Here is a 16,336-nt window from a genome sequence, read left to right as displayed (position 1 = left end):
AATATGTCAATAGTTCATAAAATCGGAAGAAGAAAAACTTCTGTTGCAAGAGTTTACGTGAGACCAGGTTCTGGTGCAATCACGATAAACAAAAAGGATTCTAAGGAATACTTCGGAACTGACGTTTTGGTTTACAAAGTGAATCAGGCATTTTTGTTAACAGAAACAGTAGGTCAATATGACGTAACTGTGAATGTTTTCGGTGGTGGAATTACAGGTCAGGCTGAAGCAATCAGACTCGCTATTTCTAGAGCTATGTGCGAAATCAATGAAGAAAACCGTTTGCTTTTGAAGCCGCACGGATTGCTTACAAGAGACGCAAGAATGGTAGAAAGAAAGAAACCAGGTCAGAAAAAAGCAAGAAAGAAATTCCAGTTCTCAAAACGTTAATATTCAACGTGAGATTTGGAGAAACGAGATCAGAGAATTTATTTTCTTATTTCAATTCTTTTTACAAAAATTTATTTTTAATCACAAAATGCCCCGTTAGTTTAGCACCCAAACATTTCTCCCATCAAAGAAATCGTTGATTGCATAAAGCGGCACGTAAACTAAAAACAAAAAAGAGACATGGCAAAAGCAAATGTTAAAGACCTTTTAGAGGCAGGAGTACACTTTGGTCACATGACCAGAAAGTGGAATCCAAATATGGCTCCATACATTTTTATGGAGAAAAACGGTATTCACATCGTAGACTTACATAAAACAGCTGTGAAATTAGACGAAGCTTGTTCAGCTTTAGAAAAAATCACTTCTGCAGGTAAAAAAGTTCTTTTCGTAGCGACTAAAAAGCAAGCGAAAGAAGTTGTAGCGAAATATGCAGCAGAACTTAATATGCCTTATATTACTGAAAGATGGCCTGGAGGAATGTTAACAAATTTTGTTACCATCCGTAAAGCGGTTAAGAAAATGAACCACATTGATAAAATGAAGAAAGATGGTACTTTCGAAACTTTATCTAAAAAAGAAAGACTACAGGTTGATCGTCAAAGAGCAAACCTGGAGAAAAATTTAGGTTCAATTTCTGACATGGTGCGTCTTCCATCAGCATTATTTATTGTTGATATCATGAAGGAACACATCGCTGTTACTGAGGCGAAGAAATTGGGAATTCCAATTTTTGCAATCGTTGATACTAACTCAGATCCAAGAAAAGTGGAATACGTAATTCCTGGAAATGATGATGCATCTAAATCTATTGATATGCTGTTGAGCGTAGTTTCAGCTTCAATCAAAGAAGGTTTGTCTCAAAGAAAAGCAGATAAAGAAAAATCTAAAGAAGAAGGAGAAAAAGTTTCAGCTGATGCTGATACAGATTTCGATTCTGAAACTCCTGCAACTGCAGCAGAATAAGATTTTATCTTCAAATATAAAAAGGTTCAGAATTATTTCTGAACCTTTTTTTGTGACTTGATCTTTGGTTTGCGAAAAGGCCTTACTTTCTATTAATAAGAAGCACCATTTTTATTTTGTGCATAAGTTCTACTCTGAGAGTTCACCACTGGATTATTTAGAATGACCAGCATATTTTTAGCGATCGATTTGGTAGAGGTATATAAGGCATCACAAACATTACTTCTCAGCTGATAGTCACCTTTCTTTATGACCACCGAATTTTCACCGTGTGCAGGAACGGCCAAATTATAAAATTCTTTACCCTGAATTCTTACGATCATGTTACAGTCCGAATTATTTTGCATCAAAAGAATAGCCTCTTTATTTGTAATATCATTTTCGAAAAGCTGATTTAATAATTTTACCGTTTTCTCGTCGTGCTTTGCAGAGTTTTCTGAAATGAGTATTTTAAATTCCTCCACTTCATTATTGTCCTTCTGCTGCATTACAGCTTTCGGAATTTCGATGTATGTAGGTTTTAAATTCAATACTTTCTGCTGATCTGGCTTCATCCATGCAGAATTTTTAAGCGCGATCAGTTTCGATTTCAACACCGTTCTTCTGCCATCATCGGGATGCGCAGTTTTCAGGAAATTTTCGATCTCCTTGATGTTTTTGCTGTTTAAAATATCTTTATTTTTTTTCTGTGCTGAAAGTGACAGACCCGTAACTACAGTGAGTGTAAAAATAATTTTCTTCATTAATGCTCTAACGGGAAATTATAATTTAAATTTGATATAGGTGATTGTTTTTCCTTTTGACTCGAATAAAGTTTCGTAATACGTTTTAATTTCTCTTAATAATGGTGTTTCCGGATCGAATTCTGGCGCTCCGTAAATGTCATGATTGGCAAAAAGAATTTCCCTGTTTTGACCCTGAAGCAAACCTAAAGTATAACCATGCAGAAATTCAGAATCAGTTTTCAAATGCATGATCCCGTCTTTTTTTAAAATTTTCTGATATCTTTCCAGAAATTCCGGATGCGTCATTCGATGTTTTGTCCGTCTGTATTTGATCTGAGGATCGGGGAAAGTGATCCAAATTTCATCAACCTCATCTGTTTCAAAAAAATTGTCAACCAGTTCAATTTGAGTTCGGAGAAATGCAACATTGGTCAGATCTTTTTCGATAGCTTCTTTGGCACCGAACCAAAATCTTGCTCCTTTAATGTCAATTCCAATAAAATTCTTCTCTGGAAATGCTTTTGCTAAACCAATGGAATACTCCCCTTTTCCACAACCCAGTTCCAAAACAATTGGATTACCATTTTTAAAAACTTCACTACGCCACTTGCCTTTTATATTAAAACCTTCGAGTGCTTCAGCTCTGGTTGGTTGAAAAACATTGGGAAGCGTTTTATTTTCGTCGAATCTTTTTTGTTTATTTTTACCCATTTCGTATTCAGTAACATACAATTTGTAATATTGCAGTTTTTTTTATTTTTAAATTTATTTTGCGGGAGAATCACCCAGTGCAACCATGATCGCCTTCTGCACAGTTTTCTGAGAAGCATACTGCGCTCCACAAACCAGACTGGAGAAAAGATAATCACCTTTTGAAATTACAATTGTATTTTGTGCATGCGCCGGAACTGCTAAACGATATTTGGTATTTCCCACACCGTCGATCCTCATGATGAGATTGCAGTCGGATTTATTTTCGATCATTACGATACTTTCTTTGCTTTCAGGATTATTATCAAACAGTGAATTAAGGATCTTCACGGTATTGTTCTTATGTTCGATGGGACTTACCGATAATAACATCTTAAACTCCTCAACTTCTGTATCTACGGAACTGCCAAAAGTTGTGGCGTTATTGGGTGTAGATTCGCTACCATAAACGGTCGTAATATAAGTGATCGAACTTCCATCTTTTTTTCTTAACTCTTCTTTGAATTTCGCGATTTGCTTCTGTCGGATAATTTCATTCAGCTCCTCGAAACTGATCCGTGTTGAAGCTCTTTTCCGCAGTAAGACAATTTTTTCCTGAAAATCTTTAACCCTTTGATCACCAACATGCGCAGTTCTGATGTATTCTTTGAGCATCTTCACCAGTTTAGGTTTCAGTACAGTTCGTTTCGGATCATCCGGATGAGCATCTCTTAGATAGGCATCGATCTCGTAAATATTGGTACTGTTAAGAATATTGCTGTAATCTTTAATCTTTTTCTGTGCAGAAAGATTAGAAAATGATAACAGGATTAAAAGAAAGAAAATATTTTTAAGGGAGAACATTTGACTTAAAATTTTGTACAATAAGACTCTTTCTCACTTGAGTCTGATTTTAAAATTAAATTATTGATAAACAGTTAGTTTAGCGAAATTAAAAAAAATATTGAATATCATCTTAGTTCAAGGATTAAACCTTATTTAAGATCCATCAGGTGGGAATTTTTTAATCTTCTTTGGTAAATGGGCAGGTATTTCTCAATATAAATCGCAATTGCTTCGTAGTTATTCGCTTTAATGTAAGGATATAAATTGTCTGAAGTATAGATGAACTGCAGGAAATTATCAATCAAAGGCGCAGGAATTTTTAAGTTCGTAAAATAATCAGTACCATAATAACTCTTAATTCCACTGATCGTAGAATTCATTTTTTCGTATTGCGTAGCTCGTTCTTTCTTTTTCCGTTCACCGGATAGAATATCGTAAATACTGTCTAAACCAAAAGTAAGTCCACCACCGGAAAGTCCAGCTACCGGAAGTTGAGTTGGCGTTCCGTCTCCTTTCGGAGAAGGAAGACCAAGCATTTTTTGAAGGGCTAAAGTTTTCTCTCCTGTTTTTAAGGAGCTTACGTCTTTTCGCAGATTTCCCGTAGGTCTGAATCTGCTGATAACAACTTCCTGAATATCGTAATAAGCGACTTTCAACTCCACAAAGTTATTGGTATTTTGAATGTTTTCTGCGGTGACCAAAACATCTTTTCTATCGGTAACAATTGACGTAAATCTGATCACGTCTCCTACTTTCGCCGGAATTTTAAATGCTCCAAAATAATCAGTGTACACTGTTTTTTGTGCCGTTATATTGGTAACATATACCTGATTCAGATAGTAAACAGAATTATCTCTGATGATAATATCCCCGGAAAAAAACTGGGCATTTACTTCTGTTAAAATAAAAAAAGTGGCAAGCAGAAAAAGTTTCTTCATATAGAGCGCAAAAATAATTGAATTTTCGCAGAAATACGCTAATATGGGTAAAATTTGGTGGTTAAAGTTTGGTTAAATAGTACCAAATACTGTTAAATAGATATGAAAAATAATTAAGTGAAGCGCAAAAAAAATCCCCAGAAAATTCTGGGGATTTCAATATTTAGAAAAAGTTATTATTTCTTAATAAATTTCACCTGGCTTACTTCACCACCGTTATCAACAGCGATTACATAAACACCTTTCACTAGTTGTGAAACCTGCACTTTATTGTCAACTATTTTTCCTTTCGCTACAACTTGACCTGCCATATTGACGATCGTGTAAGTTGCCTTGTCAGAAACTTTAGTAATATTTAACAAATCAATTGCTGGATTTGGATAAACCTGAGCAGATTGAACAGTCGCTGCATTTACTCCAAGTGTCGGAGAGATCAGTACTGCATAATCTTCTACTTCACCGTAAGTATAAGTACCGCAAGGTGATGTTTGAGGAGTACTAAATCTTAAAGCTACTCTCATTCCAACTGTTTTATCACCTGAATAAGCCGTTGCTGGAACAGCGAAAACTTGAGTTACAGGTGTTGTGCTATTTGCCGCTGTAGCCATCACTACTTCGTTCGCGTCAAAAGTTCCACTTCTATCAAAATCGATCCAAACAGTTACTGCTTCAGTATATGGAGTTCCTGTCCATGCTTTTGTTACAGAAAGGGTATTATTAGTTGTTCCTTTTGCCAATTTCACCAATCTTGTAGGATCTGCTGAATAATTGGTATAATTGGAAGCACCAGAAGTACTGTTTACTCCTGCTGCACCTTCTGCAGTAATTTTAACATTAGAAATATACTCATCATTTGAATTCGTAGACGTCAATGTACAATAAGCGATCATTGATGTCGTGAAATTAACAGTTGCGGAATAAGCACCGGTTGTACCAGTACAAACTGCTGCAACTTGCACATTATATGCAGTACCTTCTTCTAAACCTGTAATAGCATAAGTATTTGTTGCTACTGCTACTTCAGTCCACGTCGCATCTGCTGCTTTTTTGTATCTAACGATATAAGTTGCGGATGCAATTGGATCCCAAGAAACTGTTGCACCAAGTGTTGTAATTGAAGATGCTGCAAGTCCTGCAGGAGCAGTACCATCGCAAGCAACAAGTGCAGAAACAGTAACTGGAGCAACCGCATAAAATACGTTACCAATTGAAGAAATTCTAACTTTCAAAGCTGTATTGGTTGGCAAAGATGCGAAACTGAAATTCTCTGATCCATCATTTGGAGTAGATGCAGATAATACAGTCCATGTTGTACCATTATCCATTGTATAGTCAATTTTTACATTGGCTACATTAAATGGAGCAACATCAGTTCCTACTACATCCCAAGTTAATGGTCCTGGAGCGTTGTTATATACTTTCGTAGAAGTAATTTTGAAAGGTCCGTTTGCACTTACCGTCACTTTTTGTAAAGCATTTTGAGTTTGTCTCTGCTTAGGATCTGCAGGAGTGTCTCTTACAGTAACCCGGTAATTAGAAGCTCTTGCTACAGAAGAAACTGCTTCCCAACCGTTTGGATTACTTAATACTCCAGACATTACCGTTGCAAATTTCGGGAAGTATCTTTCTGGACTTGCAGTACCTGTGATCGATCTGAAACTTGCTCCAGAAGTTGTAGTTCCTAAATTAGTTTTTGAGATTGCAACTGTTGCGTTGTCAACTTCTTCCCAAGTATAGGTCATGGGGTTACCTTCTGGATCTGTTGCCTGAGCTGTTAACACAAATGCAGTTCCTTTTGGAATAGTAACATCTGGAAGTGGTGTAATAACCGCTGGATTATTAGCAACCGGCACTTCAACATCACAAGTTTTAGCTATTAAATTCGTTTGAACCTGGATGATAGAATTAATATGGAAATAAGCATCAGAATGTGCCTGTACATCCGTATTTGCTCCTGTAATCCCAGCATAACCCATGATCGTAGATCCAGAACCTGGTTCAACATTCTGACCTGTACCTTCAAGACCTTGAGAGAAAGTATGATTTGCTCCTAATTGGTGACCCATTTCGTGGGCAACATAATCAATATCAAAATTATCTCCCTGTGGGATTCCGTCTGCAGGAGAAGTAATACCTGAACCTTTTGCTTTAACACCTGGACCTGTTGGATCAATACAAACACAACCGATACAACCTGCATTTCCGCCGCCGCCTGAAGCCCCGAACATGTGTCCGATATCATAAGCTGCACTTCCGATAACAGTTGTTAGCGTATTCTGTAATTCTACATTCCAGTTTGCTAAGGTTGAATAAGGATCTGTTGCTGGATTTGTATAGATCAAAGCAGGGAAATCCTGAAGGATCAAATGTAAACCAAAATCCATTTCAAAAACACCGTTGCAACGGGTAATAGTAGCATTTATTGCTGTAACTGCACCTGCAACACCACCGAAGTAGGTCGTGTATTCACCATTTACAGACATTGCAAGACGCATTGTTCTGTATTTTTTATCAGATGCTCTGCTGAAATCACTTGGATTATTGGTAAAAGTTTTACCAGACATATACAACTTGTCGATTTGCTGCTTCGTTAAAGGAGCTTCACTTGTTGCACAAATAAAAGCTTTGTCAGCTTCAGATTTGTTTGTTTTTGGATGAACTCCGTAAACAGACTTGTCTTTATTTTGAGGCTCGATAAATTCATATTTTCCATTTCTCACTACCATCGACTGAAAATCGTTTGGAGCTACAGAAAAACGAATATGAGCAGTTGGATCATCGATACCTACTCCTACATAAGAGCCTAACTGGTAACGGTCTGCCAAACTTTTTACAACTACGGGTGCACTGTACACGGCAAATCTTTCAATTTTACCATCTAACGTAGGGATTTTAATTTCAACTGGAACCGAATTTTTTCCGGTTTCTTGCGCTTTGGCAAGTGTAGATCTCATGGATGCAAGATCTAGTGAATAATAACTTGTGACATTAGATGTCGCGCGAATTCTGTCACCTTGCATTGAGGTCGGGCTCCATTGTGCAAAAGCAGCCGTAGTCATCAATCCGCAAAGCAAAGAAGTAAAAATTTTCTTCATAAGATTAATTTATTAAAATTGTTCCCCAAAAGTAGATTTTTTTCCCTTCTAATCAAAATAAAAATGTTAAACTTTCTTGTATTTTTTAAAAAATAAGACAAGTCATAAGAACTATTAATAGCTTATTTATATCGTTATCACCGAAAATTTACAGAATATCTAAATGAACAAAAAAGATTAAGAAAATAGTTGTAAAATAACAGCAAAAAAAATATCGATAAGATATTCATTGCATAATATGTACATTCTTTAAAAGTGATAGGCAATGTTCCAGGAAAAGCCCATATTGAATTTCGCTGAACTTTTACCAAATCCCGGAACGATCATCGGTTTAATTTCATCCTGCGTAGTGGAATAAACCAAATATTTAGGCTGTACATTGACATCAATATAAAAAGGAGATTCAAAAAGCTGAACTCTGCCACCAATGGTAGCTTCAATCCAGTAAGAACTTTGAGAAGAGGGCGGGAAAGCGATAGAAGTTGCGCTTCCACCAAATCCACGCACCGGTACTGCTTTATATTCCTGCTTGTAAAATGAACCGCCTACTTTTCCGCCTGCGTAGAAACCGTTCAGTTCATTTTCGCGATCATTTGCCAACATATAAAAAGCGCCCAGTTTCAAAAAAGGACCATTGGCGGAAGCATCGTACTCATTTTTCTGATAAATATTTTTTTCAAAACCAGCCTCAGCCACGGCATGAATATTTTTGGTAATTCGGGACGAAACAAATCCCTGAAAAAGTTTACGATCAGAGAATGCTCCAATTCCCACATTCAAAAGATCAAAACCCACCATAAAATTGGGTTGATATTTCCATTTTGCCTTTAAAGAATCCTGGTCTTTTTTTTGTGCAAAACCAAAGGAAAACAAGAGGCTAAAAAAGAAGGTAAAAATGAGTTTTTGATTCATCGGTAATTTGGTTTTGATTCTGTTCAACAGCTAAGACAGGGTTCGGAACGTCTAGAACTGAAGTCACATTTTCGTATATTCTTTTTACTCCACACGCAGGAGAAACGTACTGCGATTTCGTGGTATAATTTATTTTAATTTCAGAAGTTACCGCCTTTTTCGTGATTCCCACATAAATTTTGGTAAAAGGAACATCATCAACCCGCAACGGGATTAGTACAGAATCAACTTTTGATTTAGCCACCACCGAAATAGGACCATTTCCATAATCTACATTCACGTAAAGCGAATCCATCGTTTTCAACTTGCCTGTAGACTGGGTTTTAAATCTCAGTTTCATTCTTGGAGTTGCTTCACCGCCGAGACAAATATCATCATCACTTCCGCAAGAAAAGAGGGAAATTAGAAAGAGCGAAATCAAGAATATTTTAAGAAATTTCATGAAACAAATGTAGAATTTAAATTTTTACCAAAAGTGCAATATTTTCTACGTGATGCGTTTGTGGAAACATATCGACCGGAAGGATTTTCACCAATTTATACTGCTCTTTCATCAAAGCCAGATCTCTTGCCTGTGTAGCAGAATTACAACTTACGTAAACAATTTTCTCCGGAGCCAGTTTCAGAATTTGCTCAACTACTTTTTGATGCATTCCGTCTCTTGGTGGATCAGTGATCAATACATCAGCTTTTGGATGATTTTCTAAAAATTCATCATTAAAAATAGCTTTCATATCACCACAATAAAAAGTACAGTTGTCTAAACCATTTAATTTGGCGTGTTCTTTTGCAGCTTCAATGGCTTCTGGAACGGATTCTATTCCAATAACCTGTTTCGCATTTCTCGCGACATATTGCGCGATCGTTCCGGTTCCGGTATATAAATCGTAAACAACTTCATGGCCTTTTAAATCGGCAAATTCTAAAGTTTTACGGTATAATTCTAAAGCCTGTTTGTAATTCGTCTGGAAAAAAGATTTCGGTCCGATCTTGAATTGCAGACCATCCATTTCTTCCATGATAAATCCTTCACCGAAATAAGTCTGAACATCCTGATCATAGATCGAATCATTTTGTTTTGAATTGATACAGTAAACCAACGTTTTGATCTGCGGGAACTTTTCCAGTAAGAAATCAAATAATTTCGTGCGGTTTGCCTCATCTTTCCGATACAGCTGAAACAAAACCATCCATTCTCCTTTGGAATTCTGACGGAGCATTAAAGTTCGAAGAAATCCCTTTTGTTCTTTAACATCGAAAAATTCTAACCCATTATTGATCGCATAATCTCTCACTGCAAGTCGAATAGAATTAGAAGGTTCTTCTTGCAACCAACATTCTTTCAGATCAAGAATCTTGCTCCACATTCCGGGAATATGAAATCCTAAAGCATCTCTGTTCCCAAAATTTTCTTCAGAACTGATCTCATACTGCGTTAACCAACGTGCATTGGAAAAAGAAAATTCCATTTTATTGCGGTAAAAATACTGCTCTTCACTTCCCAGAATCGGTAAAGTTTCGAAATCTTCTAAGCCGCCAATTCTTTTAATATTATTGAAAACTTCGTCCTGTTTAATATCAAGTTGTTTTTCATAAGAAAGATTTTGCCATTTGCAACCACCGCAAACTCCAAAGTGAATACATTTTGGTTCTACTCTGAAAGGCGACTTTTCTAAAATCTCTATCATTTCAGCTTCAAAATAATTTGATTTCGATTTCTTCACGCGTACATTGACCAGATCGCCCGGAACTGCGCCGGAAACCAGAACGGTTTTTCCTTCCTCAGTCCTTCCTACTGCAATACCTTTTGATCCTGCTGAAACCAATCTAATATTTTCTAAAACGATATTTTGCTTTTTTCTTCTCATGGAAATTTTAATGGTGGCAAAAGTAAGGTTTTAAAATAAAAAAAAGACGATAAATCGCCTTCTCTTTCAAATTAAGTGTTTAAAGAAAATCTTTAATATTTTGAAGCCTATCGATTTAGAAAACTTTCACCTCAAGCCTGGGCAAAATATTTAGGCCGGCTTCGCAGATAAAATAAACCTGTAATTCCACCTGAAATTAAAAATCCTAAAGTCCAGAGATATTTTCCTGGAATGTTGTTTCTGAAGACATCAGATATTAAAATTAGAGCGACAAGAAAACTGCACAGAAAAGCGATATACGTCAGAAATTTCCCGGCTGCGAGTGGAATTCCAAAAGATGTCAAATCGAATGACACTGTAAAAACGGTAAAAATTGCACCAAATAAGGCAAGCGGAATCAGAATGTTTGCGGGGATGAGTAGTTTTGTTTTCATAATAGAATTTTATCAAATATAAAAAAAAATTCCTGACAGAAAAATCTGCCAGGAATTATATGATTAATGAAATTTTTATTTCGTTGGAGCAGGTTGTGGAGCCTGCTGCTGTTGAGCCTGTGGTTGTGGCGCTAATAAATCATTTTGCAATTGTGCTTGTGGTTGAGCAGTCGGCGCTTTCAAACCAGAAACTTTATCTAATGCCGTTATCAATTCAGGATCTCCTAAATTATTAAAAAATCTGCTTGCAATTTTTCCGTCTTTATCTAAAACAACGAAAGAAGGAAGTTTGAAACCGTAAAGTCCTAGATCTTTCGCAACCTGAGAATTTAATCCACCATCAGCATAAACATTATTTCCAGGAAGTCCTTTTAACATTGCATTGCTGGTTTTGATGAACTGATCTTTGGTATCATCGAAATTCACATAAGTGAAATCCATTTTTGATTTGTAGAAATTAGCAACTTCTTTCAAAACAGGAATGGTAGCTTCAGAAATATAAGGATTCCAGGAAGCGTAAAACATTACTAATGTTGGTTTTCCTTTAACATCTGCCAGTTTAAAATCGCTGCCATCTTGCTTGATCAATTTTGCAGTTGGAACCGCTTCTCCGATTTTCGGTCCGCTAATTACAAACTGAAGATGCTCTAAATCTTTTTTGATCCCGGCGTCTTTGATCTTATCTTTAATGGTGTTTGCAACGGCAGCAGCATGTTCTGCAGTCATTCCCGGCGCAAGATCACCACCAATAACATATGCTAAAAGGTAATCTTTGGTAATTTGTGACAGGTCTTTTTTCGTATCTAAAAATCTAGAAAACATAGAAGAAGGAAGTTCGCCTTCTTTTTTATTAGTCGTACTAAATGTTTGAATTTCCGGACTTAATTTTCCTAAGAGATAATTTCTGTAAATAGGCTGCTCTTTTAATAATCGGTCGCTGTCGCCCTCCAATTTTTTTACAGCATCTTTGAATTTCTGAGAAGGTTTGTAAGCAACGTCCTGTGCAGCTTGTGCATGATTCGTTTCGTACTGATTCATCAATCCTAAGATACTTGCATTAAGTTCGTCTTTTTTCCATTTTACAACTTCGCTGTCCGCTGAAGTATTCTTTGCAGAAGCATCGATATTTTTTTCAATATCCGTTTTGATTTTGTCAGCTTCTTTCAAAAAGTTAGCTTCATCTTTCGCAACCAGTTCTCTTACATTGATTTTACCGGCGTAAGTCTGAATGAATTTTTGAACTTCAAGAAGAAAATCATTATTCTTTTTTGCATCACCAGTAATGGTAAATTGATTTGGGAAATTCTCAGCTTTACCGGAGATATTAAATGTCTGACCACCTTTTAGATAAACCATAGCAGTTTTTCCGGCGTAAGACATAATGTACATTCCGTCTTTCGGTGCATCGAAACTTCCGGAAAAACTTCCTTTCGCGTCAACACCCATATTTACAAGCGGTAAAGTTGCAACACCTGAAGCTTCTACAAATTCGATTCTTTCTAATGGAGAACCGCCTGCAAAATTACCTTTTACTTCTACTTTTTTTGAACATGATATCGTCGCAATCGCAACGAAAAGCATCAACAAATAATTTTTCATCTTTTAAATTTAAATTTCCGCAAAAATAGGTGTTTTATTTTGAATGTATCCCCTATCAATTCACAAAAAAACGTTAAGATTGATTTTTACACAAAAAAAATCGCCTTCAGTTAAAAAGGCGATTTAATTTTATAACAAAATAAAAATTTTATTCTTTCTCGATATTGGCAACTGCGAATTCTCTGTTCATTCTTGCGATCACTTCTAACGTAATTCCTTTCGGACATTCAACTTCACAAGCACCGGTGTTGGAACAGTTTCCGAAACCTTCTTCGTCCATTGCTTTCACCATATTCAGAACTCTTCTTTTCGCTTCTACTCTACCTTGCGGAAGTAAGGCGAACTGAGAAACTTTTGCACCAACAAATAACATGGCAGAACCATTTTTACATGTTGCGACACAAGCTCCACAACCGATACAAGCTGCTGCATCCATCGCTTTATCAGCATCTTCTTTCGGAACTAAGATCGCATTTGCATCTAAAGTATTCCCGGAAGTATTTACCGAAATAAATCCTCCTGCAGCCATTACTCTGTCAAAAGCACTTCTGTCAACTACAAGATCTTTGATCACCGGAAAAGCAGCGCTTCTCCAGGGTTCGATGTGAATTGTTTCGCCATCTTTGAACATTCTCATGTGTAGTTGGCAAGTTGTAATACCAGTATCCGGACCGTGAGGTCTTCCGTTGATATACAAAGAACACATTCCGCAAATTCCTTCGCGACAATCATGATCAAAAGCTATCGATTCTTTGCCGTCGTTGATCAATTGCTCGTTCAACATATCGAGCATTTCTAAGAATGATGATTCTGTAGAAACACCAGAGATCTTATGGGTTTCGAATTGTCCTTTTGTTTTATTATTTTTCTGTCTCCAAATTTTTAGAGTCAGGTTTAATCCTTTTTGTGTACTCATTTTCTTATTTACTTTATTGGAGATTATTTGTAACTTCTTGTTTTAACTTCGATGTTCTCATAGATCAAATCTTCCTTATGTAAAACTTCTTGCTTAATGTCGTTTCCTTGATATTCCCAAGCGGAAACAAATTTGTAATGTTCATCATCTCTTTCAGCTTCACCTTCAGGTGTTGCGTGATCCCAACGGAAATGTCCACCGCAAGATTCTTCTCTGTTCAAAGCATCGATCGCCATCAATTGTCCCAGTTCAAGGAAATCGGCAACTCTAAATGCTTTTTCTAATTCAGGATTCATGCCGTCTGCTTCGCCAAGAACTTTTACATTCTGCCAGAAATCTTTTTTAACCTCATCAATTTCTGCGATCGCTTCTCTTAAACCTTCCGGCGTTCTTCCCATTCCAACTTTATTCCACATAATGTGTCCTAATTTTTTATGGAAATAATCGACTGAATGAGTTCCTTTATTCGTCATGAAGAAATTCACTTTATCCTGAACGTCCTGTGCAGCTTTATCAAAATCAGCAGTATTCGTTGGAATTGCTCCCGTTCTAATATCTGCGGAAAGATAATCTGCGATAGTGTAAGGAAGTACGAAATAACCATCTGCCAAACCTTGCATCAAAGCCGAAGCTCCTAATCTGTTTGCGCCATGGTCAGAAAAATTAGCCTCACCAATCACGAAACACCCCGGAATGGTAGACTGCAAATTATAATCAACCCAAACTCCGCCCATCGTATAATGAACCGCCGGGTAAATTTTCATTGGAGTTACGTAAGGATTTTCACCTGTAATTTTTTCATACATGATGAAAAGGTTTCCGTATTTTTCTTCGATCCAGGCTTTACCCAAATCAATGATCTGCTGCTCTGTAGGATTGTGAACATTTTGTTCCTGTGCGGCTTCCTTTCCTTTTTTAATAATTTCTGTAGAGAAATCTAAGAAAACTCCTTCCTGAGTATCATTATTTTCGATTCCATAACCTGCGTCGCATCTTTCTTTTGCAGCTCTGGAAGCAACATCACGTGGAACAAGATTTCCAAAAGCTGGATATCTTCTCTCTAAATAATAATCGCGGTTTTCCGGGAGAATGCTTTCTGCTTTTAATCTGCCTTCGCGAATTGCAACTGCGTCCTCAATATTTTTAGGAACCCAGATTCTTCCTGAGTTTCTTAATGATTCTGACATTAAAGTCAGTTTCGATTGTGCTGTACCATGAACAGGAATACACGTTGGGTGAATCTGTACATAACAAGGATTTGCAAAGTAGGCTCCTTTTTTATGAATTTTCCAGGCTGCAGAAACGTTCGATCCCATCGCATTGGTAGAAAGGAAATAAACATTTCCGTAACCTCCGGAAGCAATCACAACTGCGTGTGCAGAATGTCTTTCAATTTCTCCGGTTACTAAATTTCTTGCAATAATTCCTCTTGCTTTCCCATCAACGAGTACCAGATCCAGCATTTCGTGACGGTTATACATTTTAATTCTACCTTTTCCTACTTGTCTGCTGACTGCGGAATAAGCTCCCAGTAAAAGCTGTTGTCCGGTTTGACCTTTCGCATAGAAAGTTCTTTTCACCTGAACACCACCGAAAGAACGGTTATCTAATTGTCCACCGTAATCTCTTCCGAAAGGAACACCTTGGGAAACACACTGGTCAATAATATTTGTAGAAACTTCTGCAAGTCTGTAAACGTTAGCCTCTCTTGAGCGGTAATCACCACCTTTGATGGTATCGTAAAACAAACGATACGTTGAATCACCGTCGCCCTGATAATTTTTCGCTGCGTTGATTCCACCTTGTGCTGCAATTGAATGTGCTCTTCTTGGTGAATCCTGGTAGCAAAATGCTTTTACATTATAGCCTTGCTCTGCTAAAGTTGCAGCAGCAGAACCTCCTGCTAAACCTGTTCCCACAACAATAATATCGATTTTATCTCGATTGTTTGGTGAAACAAGGTTCATGTGATTTTTATGATTTGTCCATTTGTCCGCTAAAGGACCAGCCGGAATTTTTGAATCTAATTTGCTCATTTTCAGAAATTTTGAATTTTTAATATACTCCCGAATTTCAAAATATAAATTTGAGGTCGCGAATACTTCGTGTTTTAAACTTTAAAATAAAATCTAAAATACTATTGAGTTAAAAAATGATATAATGCAATGAAAATAAATCCTGCAGGAATAAGGATAGAATACCAGGTCCCAACAGCTTTAATCACAGGTGTATATTTCGGATGTCTTGCACCGATCGACTGAAAAGACGATTGAAAACCGTGCGCTAAATGCAGTCCTAATAAAACAAAAGCAACAACATAAATTACTACCCGCCACAGATCTGCAAATTTCGCATGCATTTCTGGCCAGAATCTCGCTTGATCCGCTGTATTTCCTTCAATATATTTGAAGTTGATCTCATGCCACCAAAAGTCGTAGAAGTGAAGGCCTAAAAAAGCCAGAACAACCAATCCGGAAATGATCATGTTTCGCGACATCCATGTAGAATTCGCAGCACCATTGTTCATTCCGTACTTAATTGGTCTTGCACTTCTGTTTTTAAGTTCAAGAACAAATCCCATTACAAAGTGAAAGATAACTGCAAAACCTAAAATAGGCTGCATTAAAAACTGAACCAGTGGATTGTAACCCATAAATTCTGAAGCCGCATTGAAAGGGCCGTCAATTCCAAAAACCGAAAGTAAGTTCACCGAAAGGTGGATGATAAGGAATATGAGCAAAAACATTGCAGACAATGCCATTGCGTACTTTCTACCGATAGTAGAACTTGTAAATCCTGCCATAATTAATATTTAAATTGAATTTTCACAAAGTTAAAAAAATGTTAAGCTATTTCGAGATGAGAAAAGTCACAATCTTTTAGTTTGTAATCCTTCTAAATAAGATTGGATCGTTATTATAAAGTGTAGAAGGATATTTATTAGCAACAATAAATTTGCC

Annotated in this window: 15 protein-coding genes; 2 read left to right on the top strand and 13 right to left on the bottom strand. The window is 36.8% G+C overall.

What is annotated here, in order from left to right; translation table 11 throughout:
• Window positions 1-3: 3 nt before the first annotated feature.
• A complete protein-coding gene (gene rpsI / locus IV494_RS13420) occupies window positions 4-390 on the top strand; it encodes a 30S ribosomal protein S9 (protein ID WP_039348997.1) in 387 nt (128 codons plus the stop codon).
• Window positions 391-570: 180 nt separating this feature from the next.
• Window positions 571-1,353, top strand: coding sequence for a 30S ribosomal protein S2 (gene rpsB, locus IV494_RS13415; RefSeq protein WP_196080626.1), 783 nt, complete (start codon window positions 571-573; stop codon window positions 1,351-1,353).
• Between the two features lie 92 nt (window positions 1,354-1,445).
• Here the strand turns inward: rpsB and IV494_RS13410 are convergent, their stop codons facing one another.
• From IV494_RS13410 to IV494_RS13350, 13 genes are all read right to left on the bottom strand, one after another.
• Window positions 1,446-2,096, bottom strand: a complete 651-nt coding sequence (locus tag IV494_RS13410; RefSeq protein WP_196080625.1) for a DUF6759 domain-containing protein — start codon at window positions 2,094-2,096, stop codon at window positions 1,446-1,448.
• 18 nt (window positions 2,097-2,114) lie between these two features.
• Window positions 2,115-2,789, bottom strand: coding sequence for a tRNA (guanosine(46)-N7)-methyltransferase TrmB (gene trmB, locus IV494_RS13405; protein ID WP_196080795.1), 675 nt, complete (start codon window positions 2,787-2,789; stop codon window positions 2,115-2,117).
• Window positions 2,790-2,843: 54 nt separating this feature from the next.
• Entirely contained in the window at window positions 2,844-3,632 is a 789-nt protein-coding gene (locus IV494_RS13400; protein ID WP_196080624.1) for a DUF6759 domain-containing protein, read from the bottom strand.
• 131 nt (window positions 3,633-3,763) lie between these two features.
• Window positions 3,764-4,552 (bottom strand): hypothetical protein, encoded by a 789-nt coding sequence (locus tag IV494_RS13395; protein ID WP_196080623.1) that lies wholly within the window; start codon window positions 4,550-4,552, stop codon window positions 3,764-3,766.
• A gap of 176 nt (window positions 4,553-4,728) precedes the next feature.
• Complete coding sequence (locus tag IV494_RS13390; RefSeq protein ID WP_196080622.1) at window positions 4,729-7,647, bottom strand: reprolysin-like metallopeptidase; 2,919 nt, start codon at window positions 7,645-7,647, stop codon at window positions 4,729-4,731.
• Window positions 7,648-7,896: 249 nt separating this feature from the next.
• Entirely contained in the window at window positions 7,897-8,559 is a 663-nt protein-coding gene (locus IV494_RS13385; protein WP_196080621.1) for a DUF6048 family protein, read from the bottom strand.
• Window positions 8,525-9,001, bottom strand: coding sequence for a DUF6452 family protein (locus tag IV494_RS13380; protein WP_196080620.1), 477 nt, complete (start codon window positions 8,999-9,001; stop codon window positions 8,525-8,527). Before IV494_RS13380 ends, IV494_RS13385 begins: the two co-directional genes overlap by 35 nt.
• A 16-nt stretch (window positions 9,002-9,017) precedes the next feature.
• A complete protein-coding gene (gene rlmD / locus IV494_RS13375) occupies window positions 9,018-10,427 on the bottom strand; it encodes a 23S rRNA (uracil(1939)-C(5))-methyltransferase RlmD (protein WP_196080619.1) in 1,410 nt (469 codons plus the stop codon).
• A 131-nt stretch (window positions 10,428-10,558) separates the two neighbouring features.
• On the bottom strand, window positions 10,559-10,861 hold the full coding sequence (locus IV494_RS13370; RefSeq protein WP_196080618.1) for a hypothetical protein: 303 nt from the start codon (window positions 10,859-10,861) through the stop codon (window positions 10,559-10,561).
• A gap of 75 nt (window positions 10,862-10,936) precedes the next feature.
• Entirely contained in the window at window positions 10,937-12,460 is a 1,524-nt protein-coding gene (locus IV494_RS13365; RefSeq protein ID WP_196080617.1) for a TlpA family protein disulfide reductase, read from the bottom strand.
• A 148-nt stretch (window positions 12,461-12,608) separates the two neighbouring features.
• The gene (locus IV494_RS13360; RefSeq protein WP_196080616.1) at window positions 12,609-13,376 is read right to left on the bottom strand and encodes a succinate dehydrogenase/fumarate reductase iron-sulfur subunit; all 768 of its coding nucleotides are present in this window, start codon (window positions 13,374-13,376) and stop codon (window positions 12,609-12,611) included.
• A gap of 23 nt (window positions 13,377-13,399) precedes the next feature.
• The gene (locus IV494_RS13355) at window positions 13,400-15,412 is read right to left on the bottom strand and encodes a fumarate reductase/succinate dehydrogenase flavoprotein subunit (RefSeq protein ID WP_196080615.1); all 2,013 of its coding nucleotides are present in this window, start codon (window positions 15,410-15,412) and stop codon (window positions 13,400-13,402) included.
• Window positions 15,413-15,513: 101 nt separating this feature from the next.
• A complete protein-coding gene (locus IV494_RS13350; protein ID WP_196080614.1) occupies window positions 15,514-16,179 on the bottom strand; it encodes a succinate dehydrogenase cytochrome b subunit in 666 nt (221 codons plus the stop codon).
• Between the last annotated feature and the right edge of the window lie 157 nt (window positions 16,180-16,336).

The sequence above is a fragment of the Kaistella gelatinilytica genome, from assembly GCF_015679325.1.
GTDB lineage: Bacteria > Bacteroidota > Bacteroidia > Flavobacteriales > Weeksellaceae > Kaistella > Kaistella gelatinilytica.
This window is presented reverse-complemented; position numbering and strand designations above follow the sequence as displayed.

Bases quoted from the DNA above. Each gene is read 5' to 3' on its own strand.
- rpsI (WP_039348997.1), top strand. From the start codon at position 4: ATGTCAATAGTTCATAAAATCGGAAGAAGAAAAACTTCTGTTGCAAGA.
- rpsB (WP_196080626.1), top strand. From the start codon at position 571: ATGGCAAAAGCAAATGTTAAAGACCTTTTAGAGGCAGGAGTACACTTT.
- IV494_RS13410 (WP_196080625.1), bottom strand. From the start codon at position 2,096: ATGAAGAAAATTATTTTTACACTCACTGTAGTTACGGGTCTGTCACTT.
- trmB (WP_196080795.1), bottom strand. From the start codon at position 2,789: ATGGGTAAAAATAAACAAAAAAGATTCGACGAAAATAAAACGCTTCCC.
- IV494_RS13400 (WP_196080624.1), bottom strand. From the start codon at position 3,632: ATGTTCTCCCTTAAAAATATTTTCTTTCTTTTAATCCTGTTATCATTT.
- IV494_RS13395 (WP_196080623.1), bottom strand. From the start codon at position 4,552: ATGAAGAAACTTTTTCTGCTTGCCACTTTTTTTATTTTAACAGAAGTA.
- IV494_RS13390 (WP_196080622.1), bottom strand. From the start codon at position 7,647: ATGAAGAAAATTTTTACTTCTTTGCTTTGCGGATTGATGACTACGGCT.
- IV494_RS13385 (WP_196080621.1), bottom strand. From the start codon at position 8,559: ATGAATCAAAAACTCATTTTTACCTTCTTTTTTAGCCTCTTGTTTTCC.
- IV494_RS13380 (WP_196080620.1), bottom strand. From the start codon at position 9,001: ATGAAATTTCTTAAAATATTCTTGATTTCGCTCTTTCTAATTTCCCTC.
- rlmD (WP_196080619.1), bottom strand. From the start codon at position 10,427: ATGAGAAGAAAAAAGCAAAATATCGTTTTAGAAAATATTAGATTGGTT.
- IV494_RS13370 (WP_196080618.1), bottom strand. From the start codon at position 10,861: ATGAAAACAAAACTACTCATCCCCGCAAACATTCTGATTCCGCTTGCC.
- IV494_RS13365 (WP_196080617.1), bottom strand. From the start codon at position 12,460: ATGAAAAATTATTTGTTGATGCTTTTCGTTGCGATTGCGACGATATCA.
- IV494_RS13360 (WP_196080616.1), bottom strand. From the start codon at position 13,376: ATGAGTACACAAAAAGGATTAAACCTGACTCTAAAAATTTGGAGACAG.
- IV494_RS13355 (WP_196080615.1), bottom strand. From the start codon at position 15,412: ATGAGCAAATTAGATTCAAAAATTCCGGCTGGTCCTTTAGCGGACAAA.
- IV494_RS13350 (WP_196080614.1), bottom strand. From the start codon at position 16,179: ATGGCAGGATTTACAAGTTCTACTATCGGTAGAAAGTACGCAATGGCA.